At 70.9% G+C, this 19,380-nt stretch carries 21 protein-coding genes; 7 read left to right on the forward strand and 14 right to left on the reverse strand.

Going from position 1 to position 19,380, the window contains the following annotated elements:
- Positions 1-1,286: PLP-dependent aminotransferase family protein (locus tag AB0I53_RS00005; protein ID WP_358594000.1), on the reverse strand; the 1,286-nt coding region annotated here is incomplete at its 3' end.
- Between the two features lie 62 nt (positions 1,287-1,348).
- Between AB0I53_RS00005 and AB0I53_RS00010 the strand changes: the two genes are divergently transcribed.
- Positions 1,349-2,509 carry a PLP-dependent aspartate aminotransferase family protein gene (locus AB0I53_RS00010; RefSeq protein ID WP_358594002.1) on the forward strand — a complete coding sequence of 387 codons (1,161 nt, stop codon included), beginning with the start codon at positions 1,349-1,351 and terminating at the stop codon, positions 2,507-2,509.
- A 35-nt stretch (positions 2,510-2,544) separates the two neighbouring features.
- Here the strand turns inward: AB0I53_RS00010 and AB0I53_RS00015 are convergent, their stop codons facing one another.
- The 4 genes from AB0I53_RS00015 to AB0I53_RS00030 form a co-directional block, all read right to left on the reverse strand.
- The gene (locus AB0I53_RS00015; protein WP_358594003.1) at positions 2,545-3,411 is read right to left on the reverse strand and encodes an NAD(P)H-binding protein; all 867 of its coding nucleotides are present in this window, start codon (positions 3,409-3,411) and stop codon (positions 2,545-2,547) included.
- A 240-nt stretch (positions 3,412-3,651) separates the two neighbouring features.
- On the reverse strand, positions 3,652-4,308 hold the full coding sequence (locus tag AB0I53_RS00020) for a helix-turn-helix domain-containing protein (protein ID WP_358594588.1): 657 nt from the start codon (positions 4,306-4,308) through the stop codon (positions 3,652-3,654).
- A gap of 40 nt (positions 4,309-4,348) precedes the next feature.
- Positions 4,349-5,554, reverse strand: coding sequence for a fumarylacetoacetate hydrolase family protein (locus tag AB0I53_RS00025; RefSeq protein ID WP_358594005.1), 1,206 nt, complete (start codon positions 5,552-5,554; stop codon positions 4,349-4,351).
- Positions 5,551-6,417, reverse strand: a complete 867-nt coding sequence (locus tag AB0I53_RS00030) for a hypothetical protein (RefSeq protein WP_358594007.1) — start codon at positions 6,415-6,417, stop codon at positions 5,551-5,553. The genes AB0I53_RS00025 and AB0I53_RS00030 overlap by 4 nt, the downstream gene beginning before the upstream one ends.
- Positions 6,418-6,711: 294 nt before the next feature.
- Between AB0I53_RS00030 and AB0I53_RS00035 the strand changes: the two genes are divergently transcribed.
- Positions 6,712-7,491, forward strand: a complete 780-nt coding sequence (locus tag AB0I53_RS00035; protein WP_358594009.1) for a DUF2470 domain-containing protein — start codon at positions 6,712-6,714, stop codon at positions 7,489-7,491.
- A gap of 188 nt (positions 7,492-7,679) precedes the next feature.
- On the opposite strand, the gene AB0I53_RS00040 is transcribed toward AB0I53_RS00035, so the two are convergent.
- Positions 7,680-8,036: a hypothetical protein gene (locus tag AB0I53_RS00040; RefSeq protein WP_358594011.1), complete on the reverse strand. Its 357-nt coding sequence runs from the start codon at positions 8,034-8,036 to the stop codon at positions 7,680-7,682.
- Between the two features lie 141 nt (positions 8,037-8,177).
- Between AB0I53_RS00040 and AB0I53_RS00045 the strand changes: the two genes are divergently transcribed.
- The 3 genes from AB0I53_RS00045 (at position 8,178) to AB0I53_RS00055 (ending at position 11,227) form a co-directional block, all read left to right on the forward strand.
- The gene (locus AB0I53_RS00045) at positions 8,178-8,978 is read left to right on the forward strand and encodes a CPBP family intramembrane glutamic endopeptidase (protein ID WP_358594591.1); all 801 of its coding nucleotides are present in this window, start codon (positions 8,178-8,180) and stop codon (positions 8,976-8,978) included.
- Positions 8,979-9,156: 178 nt separating this feature from the next.
- On the forward strand, positions 9,157-10,359 hold the full coding sequence (gene arcA / locus AB0I53_RS00050) for an arginine deiminase (RefSeq protein ID WP_358594013.1): 1,203 nt from the start codon (positions 9,157-9,159) through the stop codon (positions 10,357-10,359).
- A 307-nt stretch (positions 10,360-10,666) separates the two neighbouring features.
- A complete protein-coding gene (locus tag AB0I53_RS00055; protein WP_358594015.1) occupies positions 10,667-11,227 on the forward strand; it encodes a ferritin in 561 nt (186 codons plus the stop codon).
- A 9-nt stretch (positions 11,228-11,236) separates the two neighbouring features.
- On the opposite strand, the gene AB0I53_RS00060 is transcribed toward AB0I53_RS00055, so the two are convergent.
- From AB0I53_RS00060 to AB0I53_RS00070, 3 genes are all read right to left on the reverse strand, one after another.
- Complete coding sequence (locus AB0I53_RS00060) at positions 11,237-11,734, reverse strand: hypothetical protein (RefSeq protein ID WP_358594017.1); 498 nt, start codon at positions 11,732-11,734, stop codon at positions 11,237-11,239.
- Complete coding sequence (locus tag AB0I53_RS00065) at positions 11,734-12,234, reverse strand: SigE family RNA polymerase sigma factor (RefSeq protein ID WP_358594594.1); 501 nt, start codon at positions 12,232-12,234, stop codon at positions 11,734-11,736. Before AB0I53_RS00065 ends, AB0I53_RS00060 begins: the two co-directional genes overlap by 1 nt.
- A 159-nt stretch (positions 12,235-12,393) precedes the next feature.
- Positions 12,394-13,299 (reverse strand): NAD(P)-binding domain-containing protein, encoded by a 906-nt coding sequence (locus AB0I53_RS00070; RefSeq protein ID WP_358594019.1) that lies wholly within the window; start codon positions 13,297-13,299, stop codon positions 12,394-12,396.
- Positions 13,300-13,434: 135 nt separating this feature from the next.
- Here AB0I53_RS00070 and AB0I53_RS00075 point away from each other — a divergent pair, with 135 nt between their 5' ends.
- On the forward strand, positions 13,435-13,770 hold the full coding sequence (locus AB0I53_RS00075; RefSeq protein WP_358594021.1) for a helix-turn-helix domain-containing protein: 336 nt from the start codon (positions 13,435-13,437) through the stop codon (positions 13,768-13,770).
- Between the two features lie 83 nt (positions 13,771-13,853).
- Here AB0I53_RS00075 and AB0I53_RS00080 read toward each other — a convergent pair whose 3' ends face one another.
- The 4 genes from AB0I53_RS00080 to AB0I53_RS00095 form a co-directional block, all read right to left on the reverse strand.
- Positions 13,854-14,804: a DUF5926 family protein gene (locus tag AB0I53_RS00080; protein ID WP_358594023.1), complete on the reverse strand. Its 951-nt coding sequence runs from the start codon at positions 14,802-14,804 to the stop codon at positions 13,854-13,856.
- Between the two features lie 21 nt (positions 14,805-14,825).
- The gene (locus AB0I53_RS00085) at positions 14,826-15,677 is read right to left on the reverse strand and encodes a glycerophosphodiester phosphodiesterase family protein (RefSeq protein WP_358594025.1); all 852 of its coding nucleotides are present in this window, start codon (positions 15,675-15,677) and stop codon (positions 14,826-14,828) included.
- Between the two features lie 179 nt (positions 15,678-15,856).
- Positions 15,857-16,777 carry a DUF4328 domain-containing protein gene (locus AB0I53_RS00090; RefSeq protein WP_358594027.1) on the reverse strand — a complete coding sequence of 307 codons (921 nt, stop codon included), beginning with the start codon at positions 16,775-16,777 and terminating at the stop codon, positions 15,857-15,859.
- A complete protein-coding gene (locus AB0I53_RS00095) occupies positions 16,774-17,097 on the reverse strand; it encodes a rhodanese-like domain-containing protein (RefSeq protein WP_358594597.1) in 324 nt (107 codons plus the stop codon). The genes AB0I53_RS00090 and AB0I53_RS00095 overlap by 4 nt, the downstream gene beginning before the upstream one ends.
- Positions 17,098-17,384: 287 nt before the next feature.
- Here AB0I53_RS00095 and AB0I53_RS00100 point away from each other — a divergent pair, with 287 nt between their 5' ends.
- On the forward strand, positions 17,385-17,603 hold the full coding sequence (locus AB0I53_RS00100) for a hypothetical protein (protein WP_358594029.1): 219 nt from the start codon (positions 17,385-17,387) through the stop codon (positions 17,601-17,603).
- Positions 17,604-17,684: 81 nt separating this feature from the next.
- On the opposite strand, the gene AB0I53_RS00105 is transcribed toward AB0I53_RS00100, so the two are convergent.
- Positions 17,685-19,208: a cation acetate symporter gene (locus AB0I53_RS00105; protein ID WP_358594600.1), complete on the reverse strand. Its 1,524-nt coding sequence runs from the start codon at positions 19,206-19,208 to the stop codon at positions 17,685-17,687.
- Positions 19,209-19,380: the final 172 nt, after the last annotated feature.

Raw genomic sequence — 19,380 nt, forward strand, 5'->3', positions numbered from 1 at the left:
AGCGACTGCCCCGGCAGCACCGCGACGCCGAACCGCAGCGCGTGCTGGGCGAAGGCGCTCGCGTTGCCGTAGGGCAGCGTGGCCCAGAGCGTCTGGCCGCCCGAGGGCACCCGGAACGTCCACGGCAGGTTCGCGTCGAGTTCGGCGCAGAGGCGGTCGCGCCGGGCGCGGAGTTCGGCGATCCGCCGCCCGCGCACCTCCTCCAGCCGCGGCAGCAGGGCGGTGGCGAGCCACTGGTCCAGCACCGGGCCGCCGAGATCGTGCACCGCCCGCAGCCGCGCCAGCCTCGTGATCAGCGGCTCCGGCGCGCGCACCCAGCCGACCCGCAGGCCGCCCCAGACCAGTTTGCTCAGCGAGCCCACGTTGATTACCGCCGCGCCGTCCAGCGGCTCCGGGGCCGCCTCGTCGAGGTCGAGTTCGGCCAACACCTCGTCGTCGATCAGCGGGACGCCGTGCCGCTCGCAGGCCTCCGCCAGTCGGCGGCGCTGCAACGACGGCAGCAGTTCGCCGGTCGGGTTGTGGAAAGCGGAGATCAGGTACGCCAGGGCCGGGCGATCCGCCACCGCGCGCAGGTAACCGGCCAGGTCGAGCCCGTCGCCGGCGCGGACCGCGCGAATCCGGGCACCGGCCTCCTGGGACAGCTCGAACGAACCCGGATAGGTCGGGGCGGCGAGCAGCACCTCGTCGCCGGGCGCGACGAGCAGCCGGATCAGCAACGACAGGGCCTGCTGCGCCCCGTTCGTGACGAGGATCTGCTCGGCGCGGGTCGGCGCGCCGCGCCGCGTGTAGCGGTCGGCGAGCGCCTGCCGCAACTCGGGAACACCGGCCGGGTGGTAGCCCATGTCGGGGCCGATGGCGGCGAGCCGGCCGGTCACCTCCGGCAGTAGCTCGGCGAGTTCCGGCGGCGGCAGCAGCGGGCTCGCGCAGTTGAGCTGGATCGCGCCGTCCGCGGGTTCGAGCAGGTGCAGGTACATCGGGCTGGCCGACTCGACGGCGGCGTTGCGGGCGGCGGCGAGCCACGCCGACGTGACGCGGGTTCCGCTGCCCTGGCGGCGTTCGAGCCGGCCTTCTTCGCGGAGCGTCCGGTAGGCGGCCACGACGGTGTTGCGGCCGACCGCGAGCGCGCCGGCCAGCGCGCGGTCGGGCGGCAGCACGGTGTCCGGCGGCAGGCTGCCGTCTTCGATCAGCTGCCGCAACCGACCGGCGAGCAGCTCGTGCAGCGGGCCGCGCTGCGCGGGCCAGCGGCCGAGCAATCCCACGACACGGTCCAGCGAAATTGGTTCCATCGAGGAGCCAATCTACCCCATTGGCGCTTCCCGCGGGCCGCCGCCGCGGGAAGCCTGTTCTCATGACCCACCTGAACACCCGCTGCGTCCACATCAAAACCCCGGAGGTCCCCGAGGGGCGGCCACTGACCGCGCCGCTCTACCAGACCTCCGGCTTCGCCTTCGACGATCCCGCCGTCGTCGCCGACGGCATGACGAACCCGGACGGCGCGCCGGTCTACTCGCGGATGGGCAACCCGACGGTGCGGGCGCTGGAGGACACCATCGCCGAACTGGAGGGCGGGCAGGCGGGCTTCGCGACCGGCTCCGGCATGGGCGCGATCAACTCGGTGCTGATGACGCTGCTGAGCAGCGGCGACCACGTGATCGCCCAGCGCAGCCTCTACGGCGGCACGTTCGCGTCCTTCGAGAACCTGGCGCACCGCTGGGGCATCGAGGTCAGCTACGTGTCGGGGCCGGCGGAGGCGCGGCAGGCGCTGCGGCCGAACACCAAGCTGCTCTACGCGGAGACGATCTCGAACCCGATGGTCGAGGTCGGCGACCTGCCCGGGATGTTCGCGGTGGGCCGCGAGGCGGGGCTGATCAACGTCGTGGACAACACCTTCGCCACCCCGCTGCTGTGCCGCCCGATCGAACACGGCGCGGACGTCGTCGTGCACTCGACGACGAAGTACCTGGGCGGTCACTCCGACGTGCTGGGCGGGATCGCGGTGTTCGCGGACGCCGAACTGCACCGCGAGCTGTGGCCGGAGCTGGTGGAGATCGGCGCGTCCGCGGATCCCTTCGCGGCGTGGCTGACGCTGCGCGGGGTGCAGACGCTCGCGCTGCGGATGCGCCAGCACTGCGCGAGCGCCCAGTTCATCGCCGAACGGCTCGCCGAGCACCCGGCGGTGCGGACCGTGCACTACCCGGGCCTGCCGTCGCACCCCAGCCACGAGCAGGCGCGGAAGCTGCTGACCGGCAACGGCGGTGTGCTGACCTTCGACCTGGGCAGCAGGGCGGCCGGGCTGACCTTCGTGCAGGCAACGCGGCTGGCGTCGCTCGGCCCGTCGCTGGGCGGCGTCGAGACGCTGGTGCTGCACCCGGCGAGCACCTCGCACCGCCAGCTCACCGACGAGCAGTTGCGCGAGGTCGGCATCGGCGAAGGCGTCATCCGCATGTCGGTCGGCATCGAAGATCCCGACGACATCTGGGCGGACCTCGGCCAAGCCCTTTCCAGGTGAGGAGCGGCCTGCACGCGGGTGCAGGCCGCCCCCGCTCACCACCCGGTCGGGCGGAAGTCGACGGCGTGGTCGCGGGCCCACTCGGCGAAGCCGCGGGCCCGGCCGGTGACCGGCTCCGCCGTCGGCATCGCCGGGAGGGCGTCGAGCTCCGCGGGCTCCGCCGGATCCTGCTCCGCGCCCGAGTAGTCCTCGAAGCCGAGCAGGAAATCCGCGTTCGCCGCCGCGAATCCGCCCTGCGCGAGGTAGAGCTCCCGCGCCCGCTCCCGGCCGATGACCTCGAAGCGGATCTCACGGCCGATCGCGTCTCCGATGGCCCGGACCTGCTCGCGGTAGGTGAGCAGGTCCGGGCCGTTGACGTCGTAGGCCCGGCCCGCGTGCCCGTCCGCCAGCAGCGCGTCGGCCGCGACCTCGGCGATGTCCAGTTCGTGCATCGGATACCAGGCGACGTCCGGGTTCGGGTCGCGCACCACGCCTTCGGCCCGGATCGACGGGCCCCACAGCGCCAGCTTGTTCATCGCGAACTCGCCGGGCCGGACGTGCGTCCACTCCAGGCCGGAGGCCTCCACGGCCTGCTCGACCGGCAGGTGGAAATCGGTGTCGAAACCGCCGGTCACGGCGCCGGAGGACAGCACGACGATGCGCCGCACCCCGGCCCGCTTCGCCGCATCCACCACGTCGCGCGCGGTCTGCGGCACGGGGAACAGGAACAGCCGGTCGATGTCCTGGAACGCGGCATCCAGGGTGTCCGGCGCGGCGAGGTCGCCCAGCGCGGCCTGCACCCCGGCGGGGAACTCGGCCTCGGGATCGCGGGTCAGCGCACGCACCTGCTCGCCCGCCGCCGCCACTAGGCGCAGCACGTTGCGGCCGACGTTCCCGGTCGCGGCGGTGATCAGGATGGTCATGACGTCCTCTCGACGATTGCTTGCGGGGAGGGCGTCGAGCGCTCGACGACGCTCCATCTCTACCCGGGCGATCGCCTCGGAAGCAAACGTGAACACGCTGTTCACATATGTCTCTGACCTGCGAAAACGATACATGACCAAGATCATCGAAAGGTGCCGGATTCGGCTCGGGAAACACCCGCTGAGCAGGCGGAACGGAAAGGGCAGAACTCCGATTTCAGGCAAAATCGGGCACGGGGCTCAGCGCAGGGCTTCGGCGACCGCCTCGGCCGTCTCCAGCACCAACGGCCCGATCTCCTCCGGCACCAACGGCTGCAGGGCCACTACGCCGACGCTGGCGCGCAGCCCCGGCACCCCGCGTACCGGCGCGGCGACCGCGAACGCGCCCGGCTGCAGATCGCTGCTGCTGGCGATCCACGGCGGCCCGCCCGGCGGCAGGTCCACGGCGCGACCGGCCGCGCCGCGCTGCACCGGATGACGGCTGCCGACCCGGTACGACACGTGGAAGCTGGTCCACGACGGCTCGACGACCGCCACGGCCTGCGCCTCGCTGCCGTCGGCCACGGTCAGGTGCACCGTCGCGCCGACCTTCTCCGCCAACGCCCGCAAGGCGGGCATCGATGCGATGCGCAACTGCGGCAGCACCCGCCCGGCCAGCCACAGCACGCCGAGCCCGAGCCGCACCTTCGAGCCCTCGCGACGCACCAGGCCGCGGCTCTGCAACGGCCCGAGCAGCCGGTACACGGCCGCGCGGCTGACGCCGACGGTCGCCGCCAGGTCGCTGATGGTGGGCGCTTCGCTCTCCGCGTCCGCCACGGCCTGCAGCAGGCTGAGCCCGCGATCGAGGGTCAGCGAGCTCTCCTTGGTGCCCGGCTGGGCGTCGCGCGGCAGGCCCATCGGGCCGCGGATCGACTCGGAGCTGGGTTGGGCCATCGCGTCACCTCCGAGCGGCGGCCAGCACCGTGCCGGTCACCTCGCCGAGCCCGATCACCGAACCGTCGGGCCCCGGCGCGCTGCCACTCAGTGTCACCCGGTCCCCGTCCTGGAGGAAGGTCCGCTGCTCGCCGTCTTGCAGCGTGATCGGCTCCGCTCCGCCCCAGGTCAGCTCCAGCAGGCAGCCCCGCTGGTCGCGCTCCGGCCCGGACACGGTCCCGGAGGCGAACAGGTCGCCCGGGCGCACCGGCGCGCCGTTCACGGTCATGTGCGCCAGCTGCTGCGCGGGCGACCAGCTCATGTGCTCGAACCGCGGCGAGGCCAGCAACGTCTCGTTGCAGCGCACCTCCAGCCGCAGGTCCAGCCCCCACGGCTCGTCCTCGACGAGGTAGGACTGCAGCGCGTGCGCCGGCTCCGGCGTCGGCACCCTGGCCTGCTCGAACGCTTCCAGCGGCGTGATCCACCCGGCGACCGAGGTGGCGAACGACTTGGCCAGGAACGGCCCCAGCGGCTTGGACTCCCAGGCCTGGATGTCCCGCGCCGACCAGTCGTTGACCAGCGCCACCCCGAACACGTGCTCCGCGAAGTCCGAAGTGGACACCCGGGCGGCCGGTTCGCCGCCGCAGACGAAGCCGACCTCCGCCTCGAAGTCCAGCCGCCGCGTCGGGCCGAACGCGGGCTGCAGGTCGCCGGCGGCCTTGCGCTGCCCGCTCGGGCGGTGGATGTCGGTGCCGGAGACGTATACGGTGCCCGCGCGGCCGTGGTAGGCGACGGGCAGGTGCGACCAGTTCTCGGGCAGCGGCTCGGTGGCGCGGCGGAAGATTCGGCCGACGTTCTCCGCGTGGTGCCGCGACGAGAAGAAGTCGACGTAGTCGCCGACCGCGAACGGCAGCACCAGGGTGTGCCAGTCGGTGCGCACCAGGTTCGCGCCCGCCGGCGCCCGATCGGCCGTGACGAGCTCGGTGAGCCGCTCCCGCAGCTCACGCCAGCGGTCGCGGCCCGCGGCCAGCAGCGAATCGAGCGAGTCGCCGGAGACCAGTTCGACGAGTCGAGGACCGAGTTCCCCGGCGATGCCGCGCAGCGGCAGCGCATGCCGCCCGACGCGCACCGCGATGACCGGACCGCCGCCGGTCACCAGCACCCCGTAGGGCAGCGTCTGCGGGCCGAACGGCTTGTCCGGGGCGAACTCGGGGTCCTCGATCCAGGTCAAAGCAGTCCCAATCCTTCGAGTTCGGTGACGGGGTCCTGCAACGAGCACGAGCCGTAGGAGGCGAAGACGTCGCGCACCGCGTTGGCCGCGTCGTCGGACAGGGCGCGCGCCTCCCCGGCCAGCGCGGCGCCGTCGGTGCTGGCCAGCGCCGCCCGAACATCCTTGCCGGACAGCGAGCGCGCGGTCGCGACGAGGACGTTGAGGAAGCCGTGATGGGTGAACCCGGTCTCCGGGTCGGTGCCGCGCACCGCCTTGTGCAGCCCGGTGGTGGCCTTGAACGGGACGTCGAGGGAGCCCGCCACCGCGAGGAAGTCGGTGACCACGTCGATGGACGGCACCGATTCGGCGGTCTGCCCGCCGCAGCGCAGCTTGGGCCAGCAGCCGTGCTCGGCGACCCGCCGGATGCCGTCCAGCCAGCCGTCGCCGCCGCGCCGCGGCTCGACGACCCGGATGATGTCCTCGGGCACGAACTCCGACACGCGCTCCAGCCAGATGTCGTCGACGTCCGACGGCGCGGGCATCTCGACCATCCGCAGCGCCAGCAGTTCCTGCCGTCCCTCGATGATCGACAGGGCCTTGGGCACGCCGCCCAGCCCGGTGTCGCACACCAGCGAGAGCGGCACCGGCGACGCCGGCTTCACCTTCGCCAGTTCGGTGATCAGCTCGGCCAGCCGGGAGGCCTTGCACAGCATCGGCCCCAGCAGGCCCGTGTACTCGCCGCCACGCGCCTCCAGATGGTCGGCCACCGCCTGCGGCACGGCGGCGGTTCCTGGCGGGAACAGCGCCGCGTCGTCAACCAGACGGGCGAACAGGGGCGGGATGCCGCGCGGACCGGGCGCGCGAAGCTCAACAGCGCTTGACACGGCTGACACGCTAATGCCGTACCGGACAGTGAACAAAGGTGCCCGATAAACGGACGTCGGGCGGGGTCATGTAGGCCTCCCTCGCCTGGTTTGGACATCATCATCCTCCCGGGGCCGACAACGCTCGCACCGCCCCTGGGGGCACTACTCCGGTTGCCGCCCCACGGCGGCGTTCCAGCTGGTAATAAGAGGATGCGCGGGCAGTGGGGCCGCCTAGGCGAGCGCGTGCGCCCGATGAGGCGACTTCCCCACACGACACATTTAAGTTAGGCTTGCCTAAGTTGGAGGTGAGCAGTGGGTGAGACGACCATTCGCCGGCCCGCGACGCCGAGCGCTGCCGAACGTGCCAGGAGCATCGCCAAACGCGGCGGCCGCGCAGCGCTCCTGCCGGCCGGCGAGAACTCGGCGCGCATCGCGCCGCTGCTACACCACGTGCACGCCGATGGCTCCGCAACCGTGCTCCTGGCGGACGAGCACCCGCTGATCGCCGCCGCCTGGCAGGCCCCGCGCACCGAACTGGCCGCCGTCCTGGAACTCACCGACCCGACGCCGGTCCGGCTGCGCGAGCCGGTGCGCGGACTGCTGTGGCTGACCGGCTGGGTGCGACTGCTCGACGGCCCAGAGGCCCGCGACGCCGTGCTCTCGGTCGCCGACGAGCGGCCGGACCCGCGACTGCTCGACGCCGGGCACGGCGCGAGCGTCCTGCGGCTGGAGTCCGCGTCGCTCGTGCTGGCGGATTCGGAGGGCACCGGCTCGGTGGACCCGGCAGATTTCCAGGCCGCCACGCCGGATCCGTTCTGCATGCAGGAGGACGCGTGGCTGCGGCACCTGGAGCTGTCGCACCGCGACGTCGTCGGGCTGCTCGCCCGGCACCTGCCGGAAAAGCTGCGCGGCGGGCACATCCGCCCGCTCGGGCTGGACAAGTACGGCCTGCGGCTGCGGGTTGAGTCGACCGACGGCGATCACGACGTGCGGCTGGCGTTCTCCCGCCCGGTCAGCACGACCGAGCACCTCGGCGCGGAACTCCGCCGCCTCGTCGGCTGCCCCTTCCTCGCCCAGCAACGCCAGGCCTGACGCCTTCGGCGGAACGGAGCGAACGGCCCGTTCGCCTCGATAGACAGCGCGAACGGCCCGTTCACCTCAACCGACGGCGACAACCGGCCGTTCGCGCCGCCATCACCTGCCACCCCGCCGACGGAGCGAACGGACCGTTCGCCTCGGTAGGCGGAGTGAAGAGGCCGTTCGCTTCAAACCCCGCGGGCTCAGTCGTCGGGGCAGCGCTCGTTGAGCGGGATGGGGCGCTGGATGCGGCCGTCGCGGAAGCGCAGCGGCTCGGTGCCCGGGCCCACCAGCATCGCCTCCTCCACCGACGCGTCGCGGGTGATCATCCAGAGGAACGCGTGCGCCACGATCGCCGCCTGGCCGGGCCGGCGCCCGTCGGTGAACCGCACCAGCAACCCGCCCGGATCGCTGTGCCGCATCTCGACCAGGGCACCGTCCCGGACGCCGAACAGATCGGCCGAACCGAGCGGCCCGTCGAGCACCTCGAAGCGATGCAGCGCCTGCAGCACGCGCACCGCGCAATCGGTGTCCGCCGAGCCCCACACGAACACATCCATGCCCACCTCCGCCGGACCTATGCCGATCCGACGCGTCGGGGGCGGTGACCAGTTCCGCGCGCGGATTTCCCGGTATTTCCAGACCTCGAACGCCCGGCCGCCGGCAGCACCGATCCGGGTACGGTTCGACGCGTGAGCACCCTGCGCGCATGGCTGACCCCGACCCGGCCCGGCGAGCCCGCGACGATCGCGGACCGGTCGGAGCGCAGGGCGATCATCATCGAGCTGTTCGTGGTCTTCACCGTGACGCTCGGGCTTTCCGGCCTGCAGAGCCTCCTGTCGCTGCTGGACGCACTGCTGCGCCCGGAACCGCTGGCCGACCAGCACGCCGCGATCAACGTGCCGCAGGCGGAGCTCGGGCTGATCGACATGCTCGCGCAGCTGACGAACGTGCTGCGGCTGTTCGCCTGGGGCGGCTTGGGGGTGTACCTGCTGTGGCGCGGCGGGATGGCGCTGCGGCAGGTGGGCCTGGACCGCTCCCGCCTCGGGCGGGACATCGCCGGCGGGCTGGGGCTCGCGGCCCTGATCGGCATCCCCGGCCTGGGCCTGTACCTCATCGCGCACGCCCTGGGCCTCAGCCTCACCGTCCAGCCCTCCACTTTGGACGCGGCGTGGTGGCGGGCGCCGGTGCTGACGCTGGCCGCGTTCGGCAACTCCTTCGCCGAAGAGGTCCTGGTGGTGGCCTACCTGCTGACCCGGCTGCGGCAGCTGGGCTGGTCGGAGAACCGGGCGCTGTGGGCGTCGGCGGTGCTGCGCGGCAGCTACCACCTGTACCAGGGCTTCGGCGGGTTCGTCGGCAACGTCGTGATGGGCCTGGTCTACGGGCGCGCCTGGCAGCGCACGAACCGGCTGTGGCCGCTGGTCGTCGGCCACGCGCTGATCGACGTGGTGGCCTTCGTCGGCTACGCCGCCCTGCGCGGCCGCGTCGGCTGGCTGCCCTGACACCCGCGCGGGGCTCCAGTCGTAGGCAAAATCGGAAACCCGCTCTGCGTTCCAGACGGCGAAGCGATCGTCCATTTCACGCAACGATTCGATGGTCACATGAGCGCATTTCTTAATGATTGATCGAAATCGTCGCCGATGACGGACGTTTCCGTTCGTCGCGGTTAGGCTGCTCATCGTGACCGAACCACACGTCCAGAGCGAGGTCGGCCCGCTGCACACGGTGCTCCTGCATCGACCGGGCACGGAGCTGAAGCGGCTCACGCCGCGCAACAGCGACCAACTCCTGTTCGACGCGATCCCATGGGTCGATCGCGCCCAGGAGGAGCACGACGCGTTCGCCGAGGTGCTCCGCAACCGGGGCGTCGAAGTGCTGCTGCTGCGCGATCTGCTCACCGAAGCGCTGCGCGACACCCGCGCCCGGGCTGCGGCCGTGCTCGCGGGCGTGGACGAGCTCAGGGTGGGCACGGAGATCGCCGACACGCTTCGCTCCCACCTGTCCAGCGTGGACGATTCCGCGCTGGCCGGGACCCTGATCGCGGGCATGACGTTCGAGGAGCTGCCCGCCGCGGAGGGCGAGTCCCTGGTGCGCCGGATGCACCGCCCGCACGACTTCGCCATCGACCCGCTGCCGAACCTGCTGTTCACCCGGGACTCGTCGGTGTGGATCGACGACCGGGTCGCGATCGCGGCCCTCGCGATGCCCGCGCGCCGCCGCGAATCCGCGCTCACCGACCTGATCTACGCCTACCACCCGCGGTTCTCGCACTCCGCCCGCGCCTACGGCGCGCACTCCGCGCCCGTCGAGGGCGGCGACGTGCTGCTGCTCGCGCCGGGCGTGGTGGCCATCGGAGTCGGCGAGCGCACCACGCCGGCCGGCGCGGAGTCGCTCGCCCGCTCGATGTTCGCCGACGACCTGGCGCACACCGTGCTGGCCGTGCCGATCGAGCAGGCCCGGGCCTCGATGCACCTGGACACGGTGTGCACGATGGTCGACCGCGACGCCGTGGTGATGTACCCGGCGATCCAGCATTCGCTGGAGGCCTTCACGCTGCGCCCGCTGGACGGCGAGCTGAAGGTGTCCGGCCCGACGCCCTTCCTGACCGCCGCGGCGGACGCGATGGGCATCGACCACCTGCGGGTGATCGACACCGGCCTGGACCCGGTGACCGCGGAACGCGAGCAGTGGGAGGACGGCAACAACACGCTCGCCTTGGCGCCCGGTGTGGTGGTGGCCTACGAGCGCAATGCCGAGACCAACGCGCGACTCGAGGACGCCGGGATCGAGGTGCTGCGGATCAGCGGTTCCGAACTCGGTTCCGGCCGGGGCGGCCCGCGGTGCATGTCCTGCCCCATCACCCGAGCCCCGCTTAATCCATGAACTCCGCGGGCGAAGTCGATTTGCCATTCCATCACTTGATCGAGCGTCAAACGAAGGGCGCCCCAATCGATATGGCCGATCGAAGGCGCCCTTCATCCGACAATGGTCACCCGAATTAGTGACGCGGCGCGAAACATTCGCCACTCGCGGCAACAACGGCTTCTCTACCAGCACAAACAGCATAGGTTTGGCTTGGCTTATTTATCTGAGGATTGCCTTGTCTAAAGGGTGATCAGCCAAGGTTAACCATAGAATTATTAGGCTTGCCTGAAATGTATCTGGACTTATTCCAGAGTATATTGAGGGCATGGCTGTCACCGCGAAGAAGATTCAACACAAGGAATCCCGTTTCGAGCACCTGCTGCAGGAGCAGGTGCGCAATGAATTCACCGCCTCGCATCAGTACATCGCGGTCGCGGTCTGGTTCGACAACGAGGACCTGCCGCGGCTGGCCGCGCACTTCTACCGCCAGGCGCTGGAAGAGCGCAACCACGCGATGATGATCGTCCAGTACCTGATGGACAACAACGTCAAGCCGAACATCCCGGCCATCGAGCAGGTGCGCAACGACTTCACCGAGACCCGCGAACTCGTCGCGCTCGCCCTGGAGCAGGAGCGCGAGGTCACCCGCGAGATCGAAACGCTGGCCAAGACCGCCCGCGAGGAGGGCGACTACCTCGGCGAGCAGTTCATGCAGTGGTTCCTGAAGGAGCAGGTCGAGGAGGTCTCCTCGATGTCGACGCTGCTGAACGTGGTCGACCGCTCCAAGGGCAACCTCTTCGACGTGGAGAACTACCTGGCCCGCGAAACGGTCGGCGACGAAGGGGTCGACGCGACGGCGCCCCGAACCGCCGGCGGCTCCCTCTGAGCCCTCGCGCTACCCGCCGGGCGAGTTGGGTTCGGTGGCGGGGTTCTGAGACGAGGTCGGGTTCGGCTTGGAGGTCTGCGTCGCCGAGGTCGTCGGGTCGGGCTCCGAGGTGGTCGTCAGCAGGATCTCCGGCGGCAGCGGCTTGCTGGTCGGCGGGGTCGTGAGGTTCGGCTGATGCGGCACCTGGCCCGGCTGATGCGGCGCCGGCGGCGCGGGCGGTGGCGGCTGCGGCGGTTGCAGCGGCGCGGTCGAGCCCGGGTTCGGCTCCGGTTGCACGACGGGCGGCACCGCCGGTTGCAGCGGTCCGTCCGAGTCGTGGCTGACCAGCGCGATCCCGCCGCCCACCAGCAGCATCGCGGCCAGTGCGCTGCCCGTCGCGGCCAGCATGCCGTTGCGTTGCCTGCGGCGACGCGCGCCGGCCACCAGCGACCACTCCGCCCCGGTTCGCACCGGGATGTCCAGCCGGTCGTCCCGGAGGACCCGCTGCAGCTCGTCCTCCAGATCCATCACACGTCACCTCCTCCCACCAGCGGCCCGAGTCGCTTCCGCAGCGTCGCCATCGCCTTGCTGGCCTGGCTCTTCACCGTTCCGCAGCTGATGCCGAGCGTGTCGGCGATCTCGAGCTCGGAAAGTCCCTCGTAGTAACGAAGCACGACCACCGCGCGTTGCCTCGGTGGCAGAGATCGCAGCGCGACCCACAGCGGCTCGTGCTCCAGGCGATCCTGCTGGATGGCGGCGGGAATGTCCGGGAAATCCGCGAGCAGCGTTTCCCGGCGCGTCCGCCGCCAGCGGCTGACGTGCGTGTTCGCCATCGCCTTGCGCACGTAGGCGGTGGGATCCGCGCAGTTCCGGCTGATCTTCGCCCAGCGGGCGCCGACCTTCTCCAGCACGGTCTGCACCAGGTCCGCGGCGTCGTGCGGGTTGCCGGTCAGGGCGTGGCCGTAGCGCATCAGCCCGGGTAGTGCTACCCGGACGAACTCCGCGAAATCATCCTCTGCCGCCGCCATGTCCCCCCGACGTGCCCGCCCACGGTAGACACCGGACGCCTCGGCGGCGGTCGGCACTGTGGGCAGGTGCGCGGTCAACCCTCCACCCCCTAAACGTCGGGCATCGCCATGGGATGACACGCCGCAACGCGCCGGTCGGTTGCCCGACCGGAATGTTGATCACCCGTTCGGCCCAGTGGCACCGACGGGCTCGGGCTTCCGGAGCATCTCGACCAGCGCCGAAATGCTGTGCTCGCCATGCCCTTCGGCGACCGCGCGCCGCAGCAGTTCGTTCATCGGCGCGCGCCAGCCGACGTCGATGTTCGCCGCCTCGAGCTCGTCGTCGTGGGCGCTGCCCGCGTAGAACAGGCCCACCGTCGAGGACGGGTCGCTGTAGTCGCCGGAGTCGATCTCCGCCGCGAACTTCGGCAACACCGAACCGATCATCTCCAACCACTTGACGGCGTAGGGCACCAGCGCGCTCGCGGGCGTCCCGCGCTTCGTGACCAGGGCCGCGCCCTCGAAGAATCCCAGGAGGGCGGGCAGCAGCGTGGCGCCGACCGCCATCTCGTACAGCGCGGCGAGATCCACGTCGGCACCGAGGTACTGGGTGTCGCCGCCGAGCACTCGCAGTGTCTGCTCGTGCTCGTCGAAAACGGCCTTGTCGCCGCTGTAGTACAGCAGCGTGTCCGGCTTCGCGACCGCCTCCGGGACGTTCTTCACGGCGCCGTCCAGGAAGCGCGCTCCGTTGCCGATCGCCCAGTCGGCCATCTCGCGGGCGCCGCTGGGAGTTCCGCTGTTCAGCGTGATCAGGGTGCTACCGGCCAGCGCGCCGGCGGCGGGCTCCAGGGCTTCGAGCGTGGCGTCGTAGGTGGTCAGGCAAGCGATGATCAGCGGGCTGGCCGCGACCGCGTCCGCTATCGCTTCGGCGTGCACTGCGCCCTCGGCGACCAGCGGCGCGGCCTTCTCCGGGTTGCGGTTCCACACCGTCGTCGGGTGCCCGGCGGCCAGGAAGGCCGTGGCCAGCGCCGCGCCCATGTTCCCCAGCCCGAGGACGGTCACCGCCGTGCGCTTGCCACCGGTCATGGTCGTGCTCCAGTTCAATGTCAGCTCTTTCGAGGTCGATGCGTTGGCGCATTCGATCCTCGCGGCGGCGCTGACCATTGATCAAGTACCGACTATTTTGTCGGGTACTGAACTTTTTGCCAGTAGGAGCCCGGGATGAAGCGGAACAAGTACACCTGCGGGTTGGATGCCGCGATCGACGTGATGGGCGGCAAGTGGAAGTCGCTGATCCTGTGGGAGCTGAACTTCGCGACGCTGCGCTTCGGCGAGCTGCGGCGCGCGATCCCGGAGATCAGCGAGCGGGTGCTGATCCTGCAGCTCAAGGAGATGGTGACGAGCGGCCTGGTGCACCGCGAGCTGTACCACCAGGTGCCGCCGAAGGTGGAGTACTCGCTGACGGAATTCGGGAGCTCGCTGATCGCGGCGCTGATGCCGCTCGGGGAATGGGGCGAGCAGAACATGGCTCGCATCGAGGCGATTCCCCGCGACTAGAACGGAATTCTCGGCGACCGAGACATCGGTCCACTGTGGAGCTTGGTCGGGCGGCTCCGGCCGGAACCGCCCGACCCCAGAGCTCAGCGGATGGTGACCTGGCGGCCGCGGAGGCCGTCGCGGGCGCGCCGCTCCGCCGCGTCCAGCGGCTCCGCGTCGAGCGAGCCTAGGGCCTCGGCCAGCCGACGCCCGAGCGCCGCGGCGGGCTCGTCCCACTCGCGCGCGTGCTTCTCGCGGTCGAGGTCCCACACCGGCACCAGCAGGCCGTGCGCGCGGAACGATCCCGCGTACTTGCTGTCCTCGCCGAGCGTCAGCTCGCCCCGGGCGGACAGCCGCGCGAGCGCCGCCAGCAGCTGCTCCTCGGGCTCCGGGCGCACCCACCGCAGGTGGGCCTTCTCGCCCGCGTCGACCCAGTACGCGGATTCCACGCCTTCGCCGGTCAGCCGGTCGGTCGGCATGATCGCCGCGTTCGCGCGCTCCAGGGACAGCGCGACCTCGCCGGTCGGCTCCACGTCGCCGGGCAGCCACCAGGCGAAGTCCTTGTGCAGCTCGACGTCCAGCGGCGCGGCCGGGTCGAGCAGGTCCTGCAGGCGGGCGGGAACGGTGCCGGGCTCGGCCGTCTCCGGGCCCACCACCGACAGCGACTCGCCGATCTCGGCGGCCTGCACCCACTCCAGCGCCCGCGCGAGATCCCGGCTGATATCACCGGAATGAGTCTGCACCTGGAGCCCGATGAAGGACTTGTCGTCGTTGCGCCGCAGCGCGGCGGCGGCCATCGGCAGCACCGTCGCGAGCGTGACCTCGCCCTCGCCGCGCAGTGGCAGCTTCGCCGTCGCCGACGGCACGAACTCGCGCAGCGCCACCAGCTCGCATTCCGCGGCCAAACCCTCGAACGGCCTGGTCACGATCACGTCGGCGGCACCGCCCGCGGCGCCGTGGCAAGCCTTGTAGCGCTTCCCGGAACCGCACGGGCAGGGCTGGCGCGGCTTGATCCCGGTGTCCGCCTGGGGCTTGGGTGCGGTTCGCTTCGACACTTCAGATCCCCTCGCTCATGGTCAATTCGTCGTGACGCTACCGAACTGCGCGACGCCCGATTCAGCCAGGTGGAAGCGGGTGGACGCGGGCGCGTTGGTCGCCACGAAGCGCACTCCGGCGCTGCGGCACAGCTCGATGTCCGCGGGCTCGTCGACCGTCCAGCAGTACGTGTCGCGGCCGAGCGCGGCCGCGCGCGCGACGAATCCCGGATCCTCGCGCAGCAAGCGGACGTCCGGCCCGGCGAGGTCCGCCCACGGCGGCAGCACGCCGGAGCGCAACGAGCCGCGGAACCGGTCGAACAGCAGGACCGTCGGCACGCCGGGCGCGGCCTCGTGGAACCGGCGCACCGCGGACTGGGCGAACGACATCATCAGCACCGGCGAGTTCTCCCGGTCCGCCGGCGTCGCCAAGCCGTGCCTGGCCAGCAGTGCGACGAGCTTGCGCTCCACCAGCCCGCCGTAGCGCACCGGGTGCTTGGTCTCGATGAACAGCCGGACCGGGCGCGGGTGGTCCCGGACCAGGCCGAGGAGTTCGTCGAGCAGCAGGACGCCGTGCTCGGGCTGCGCGGCCGGGCCACGCACCAGGTCGTCCGCGGACTCCGGCGGCTCCTGGTGCCAGCCGCCGAAGTCCACTTCGGACATCGCGGCGACGGTCAGCTCGCTGACCACGCCGCGGCCACTGGAGGTCCGGTCGATGCGCCGGTCGTGCACGCACACCAGGTGGCCGTCCCGGCTGACCCGGATATCGCATTCGAGCGCGTCGGCGCCCTGTTGGAGGGCCAGTTCGTAGGCACCGCGGGTGTGCTCGGCGCGATGCGCCGAGGCTCCTCGGTGCGCGACGACGTCGGGGGTCGGTTGGCGCACGGCGCCCATTATCCGGGCGATCTCGATCCACTTCCGGCATCTGTGACACACCGCAATTCGGGCATCCCGCAGGGCCGGGTTTCTCCTGGTCACGGGACCCGTGTGTGTTTTGTGTCGCCATAGCAGCACAAAACACGCACGGGCCAGGGGCTGCCGAGAGCTTCAGCTCGGCGAGGTGCATCGGGCGGTCAGCGCGGGGCGTTGGCGGGGCGGGTGGCCCGGGGCGCGGGCGGCGCGGCGCGGACCGCGCGGACCCGGAGGTGCTTGAGCTCCGTCGGGTCCAGCGGGGCGAGCAGCCGCATCAGGTACTTGATCATCAGTGCGGTCATGATCGCCAGGGTCGTGACCAGGGCGTTGTTGAGCGCATGCAGCACGACGCCGTCCGCCTGGGCCTGGACGCTGCCGAAGAATCCCCAGCCGAACGAGAACCAGCCGAACAGCAGGGTTCCCACCCACGCCGCCCACCAGAGCCGGACGCGCAGCGTCGGGAACGGCCGCTCGCCCCGCTCGCGCACGCCTTCCGCGACGAGCACGGAATGCTCCAGCTCCGCCAGTGTCGAGCCCGGCACGGACAGGTTCAGCCCTGGCACCAGGACGCCGACGACCACCTGCCAGTCCGGTCGGGCGTTCTGCACCTCGATTCGCTCCGCGGCCGCGGCGCGCGCCCGCAGGCCCCACAGCACGACGAGTACGCCGGAGAGCACGCCCAGCACCCAGAGGATCGAGCCGGTCGTGCCGACCAGCACGTCGGAGATCGCCAGCGGCGTGCGCGGAAGCGCTTGGCTGCGGCTGATCAGCAGCATCACGTACCGCCAGCACTCCGCGAAGGTGGCCAGCCCCGCCATCCCGGCGGTGATCCACAGCGCCACCACCGCCGTCCCGGCGGCGGACACCGCCCGCACCATCGGATCGACGTGCGGCCGCAGCGGCAACGCCAGCGGCCACCGCCACGCGAGCAGCGGGAACCCCCAGCGCGGCACGGCCGGGTAGGCCGGCGGGCCGGTGTAGCGGCGCGGTCGGCGTGGCGGCCGGATCCGCCGCGGGCCGCCCGGTGGAGTGGCGACCCACTCCACGCGCGGCCGGCCGGGGCCGGGAGGTCGGGCGGTCACAGCACGTACGGCTCGCCGTCGGCGTCGTCGGAGACCAGCGGTCGCCCGATGGCCGACCAGCCGTTCATGCCGCGCTCGACGTTCACCGCGTCCCAGCCGTTGGCGTTGAGATACGCGGCGACCTTCGCCGACCGGCCGCCGGAGCGGCAGATCACGAAGACCTGGTCGGCCTCCGGGATCTCGTCGAGCCGCTGCACGAGCTCGCTCATCGGGAGGTGCACGGCCTCGGGCGCGTGCCCGGCCTGCCACTCGTTCGCCTCGCGCACGTCGAGCAGCACGCTGCCCTCGGGCAGCTGGGCGGGTAGCTCTTCCGGCTGCACGCCGGGCACCTGATGACCGGGAACTGGAGTAGTCACACCCCGATGCTGCCACGCGATGCGTGGTGCCCGCGTAAGAGACTCGCTTTTCGCGCCGGTGGATGCCTCACGAGCAACCCGCAGCCCGAGCAAACCCGCCCCCACCTGCGATAACACGAGACCATTTCGTAGTTGATCACGCTTTCGGTCGGAGATCCCGAAGAAATCGCCGTTTTCGTGATGTTCCGTGCCACAGTGTGCTTGTTCGATTCAGATCCGTTCGCGGAATCCGCCCGGCAGGAAGGAAAGCCATGTCTCGTCGAGCCATTATCCGCTGGCCGAACGGCAGCGACTGGGGACATCTGGCGACGGTTCCGGAGGGCGGCGGATCGCCGCGGTTCGCCGGGTTCGTGCGGATGACCGACCCGCGCGTGCAGGCCCTGCTGGCTCGCGTCCCACCTCGCCGAGCCGACGGCGACATGTGGGAAGTGCACTTCACGGCCGCCGAATCCGAGCTGAGCGCCGCCTGACGCGAACGATCCATGACAAAGCGCCCCGCCCGGCTCACGGCCGGACGGGGCGCCTGTTTCAGGATGGAGCGGTTCAGCGCGTCAGTGCGAGACGGCCTTCTCCGCGCCGGCGCCGGTCAGCGACCGGACCTCCATCTCCGCGTGCTTCTCCTCGTTGGACGGCTCCTTGCTCAGCACCGTGCCGAGGTAGCCGAGCAGGAAGGACACCGGGATCGACACCAGGCCCGGGTTCTTCAGCGGGAACAGCGCGAAGTCCAGCGACGGGAACATCGCGTCCTCGGCGCCGGAAACGGCGGGCGAGAGGACGATCAGCCCGATGGTGACCGCCAGACCGCCGTAGATGCTCCACAGCGCGCCGTTGGTGTTGAACCGCTTCCAGAACAGCGAGTACAGCAGCGTCGGCAGGTTCGCCGAAGCGGCGACCGCGAACGCCAGCGCCACCAGGAACGCGATGTTCTGGCCGTTGGCCGCGATGCCGCCCAGGATCGACACGATGCCGATGACCACCGCGGTGATCCGGGCGACCTTGACCTCTTGGCCCTTGTCGTCGACCTTGCCCTTCTTGATCACGTTCGCGTAGATGTCGTGCGCGAACGAGGCGGACGCGGTGATCGTCAGGCCGGCGACGACCGCCAGGATCGTCGCGAACGCGACCGCGGAGATGAAGCCCAGCAGCAGCGGGCCGCCGATCTCCAGCGCCAGCAGCGGCGCCGCCGAGTTCACCCCGCCCGGCGCCTTCTTGATCACGTCGGAGCCGACCAGCGCCCCGGCGCCGTAGCCCAGGACCAGCGTGAACAGGTAGAACAGGCCGATCAGCCAGATCGCCCAGACCACCGAGCGGCGGGCTTCCTTGGCGGTGGGCACGGTGTAGAAGCGCATCAGCACGTGCGGCAGGCCCGCGGTGCCCAGCACCAGCGCGATGCCCAGCGAGACGAAGTCCAGCTTGCTGATCTCGGTCTTGCCGTACTGGGCGCCCGGGTTGAGCACCTTGTCCCCGGCGACGTCGGCGGCCGCGCCGAGCAGCCCCGACAGGTTGAAGCCGTACATGGCGAGCACCCAGATGGTCATCACGAAGGCGCCGGCGATCAGCAGCACCGCCTTGATGATCTGCACCCAGGTGGTGCCCTTCATGCCGCCGACCAGCACGTACACGATCATCAGCGCGCCGACGACGAAGATCACCGCGGCCTGGCCGGTCTTGTTCGTGATGCCCAGCAGCAGCGCGACCAGGCCACCGGCACCGGCCATCTGCGCGAGGAGGTAGAAGAACGTCACGGCCAGGGTGGACAGCGACGCGGCGGTGCGCACCGGACGTTCCCTCATCCGGAAGCTGAGCACGTCGCCCATCGTGTACTTGCCGGTGTTCCGCAGCAGCTCCGCGACCAGCAGCAGCGCCACCAGCCAGGCGACCAGGAAGCCGATGGAGTAAAGGAAGCCGTCGTAGCCGTAGACCGCGATCGCGCCGGCGATGCCGAGGAACGACGCCGCCGACAGGTAGTCACCGGCGATGGCGATGCCGTTCTGCGGGCCGGTGAACGCGCGGCCGCCCGCATAGTAGTCGGAGGCGGTCTTGGTGTTCCGGCTGGCCCGGAACACGATGACCATGGTGACCACGACGAACAGTGCGAAGATGCCGATGTTGAGCGCGCTGTTGTTCGCGGTTTCGCCTTGGGCCAGCGGGGAAAGTGCGGCGGTCACTTCTGGCCTCCTTCGGAGTCGTCCTTCTTGGCGCCGACCTTCTCGGCGTCGCCGTCGTCCGCCGAGTCCTTCTCGACGC

The organism is Saccharopolyspora sp. NPDC050389 (genome assembly GCF_040655595.1).
Lineage (GTDB): Bacteria > Actinomycetota > Actinomycetes > Mycobacteriales > Pseudonocardiaceae > Saccharopolyspora.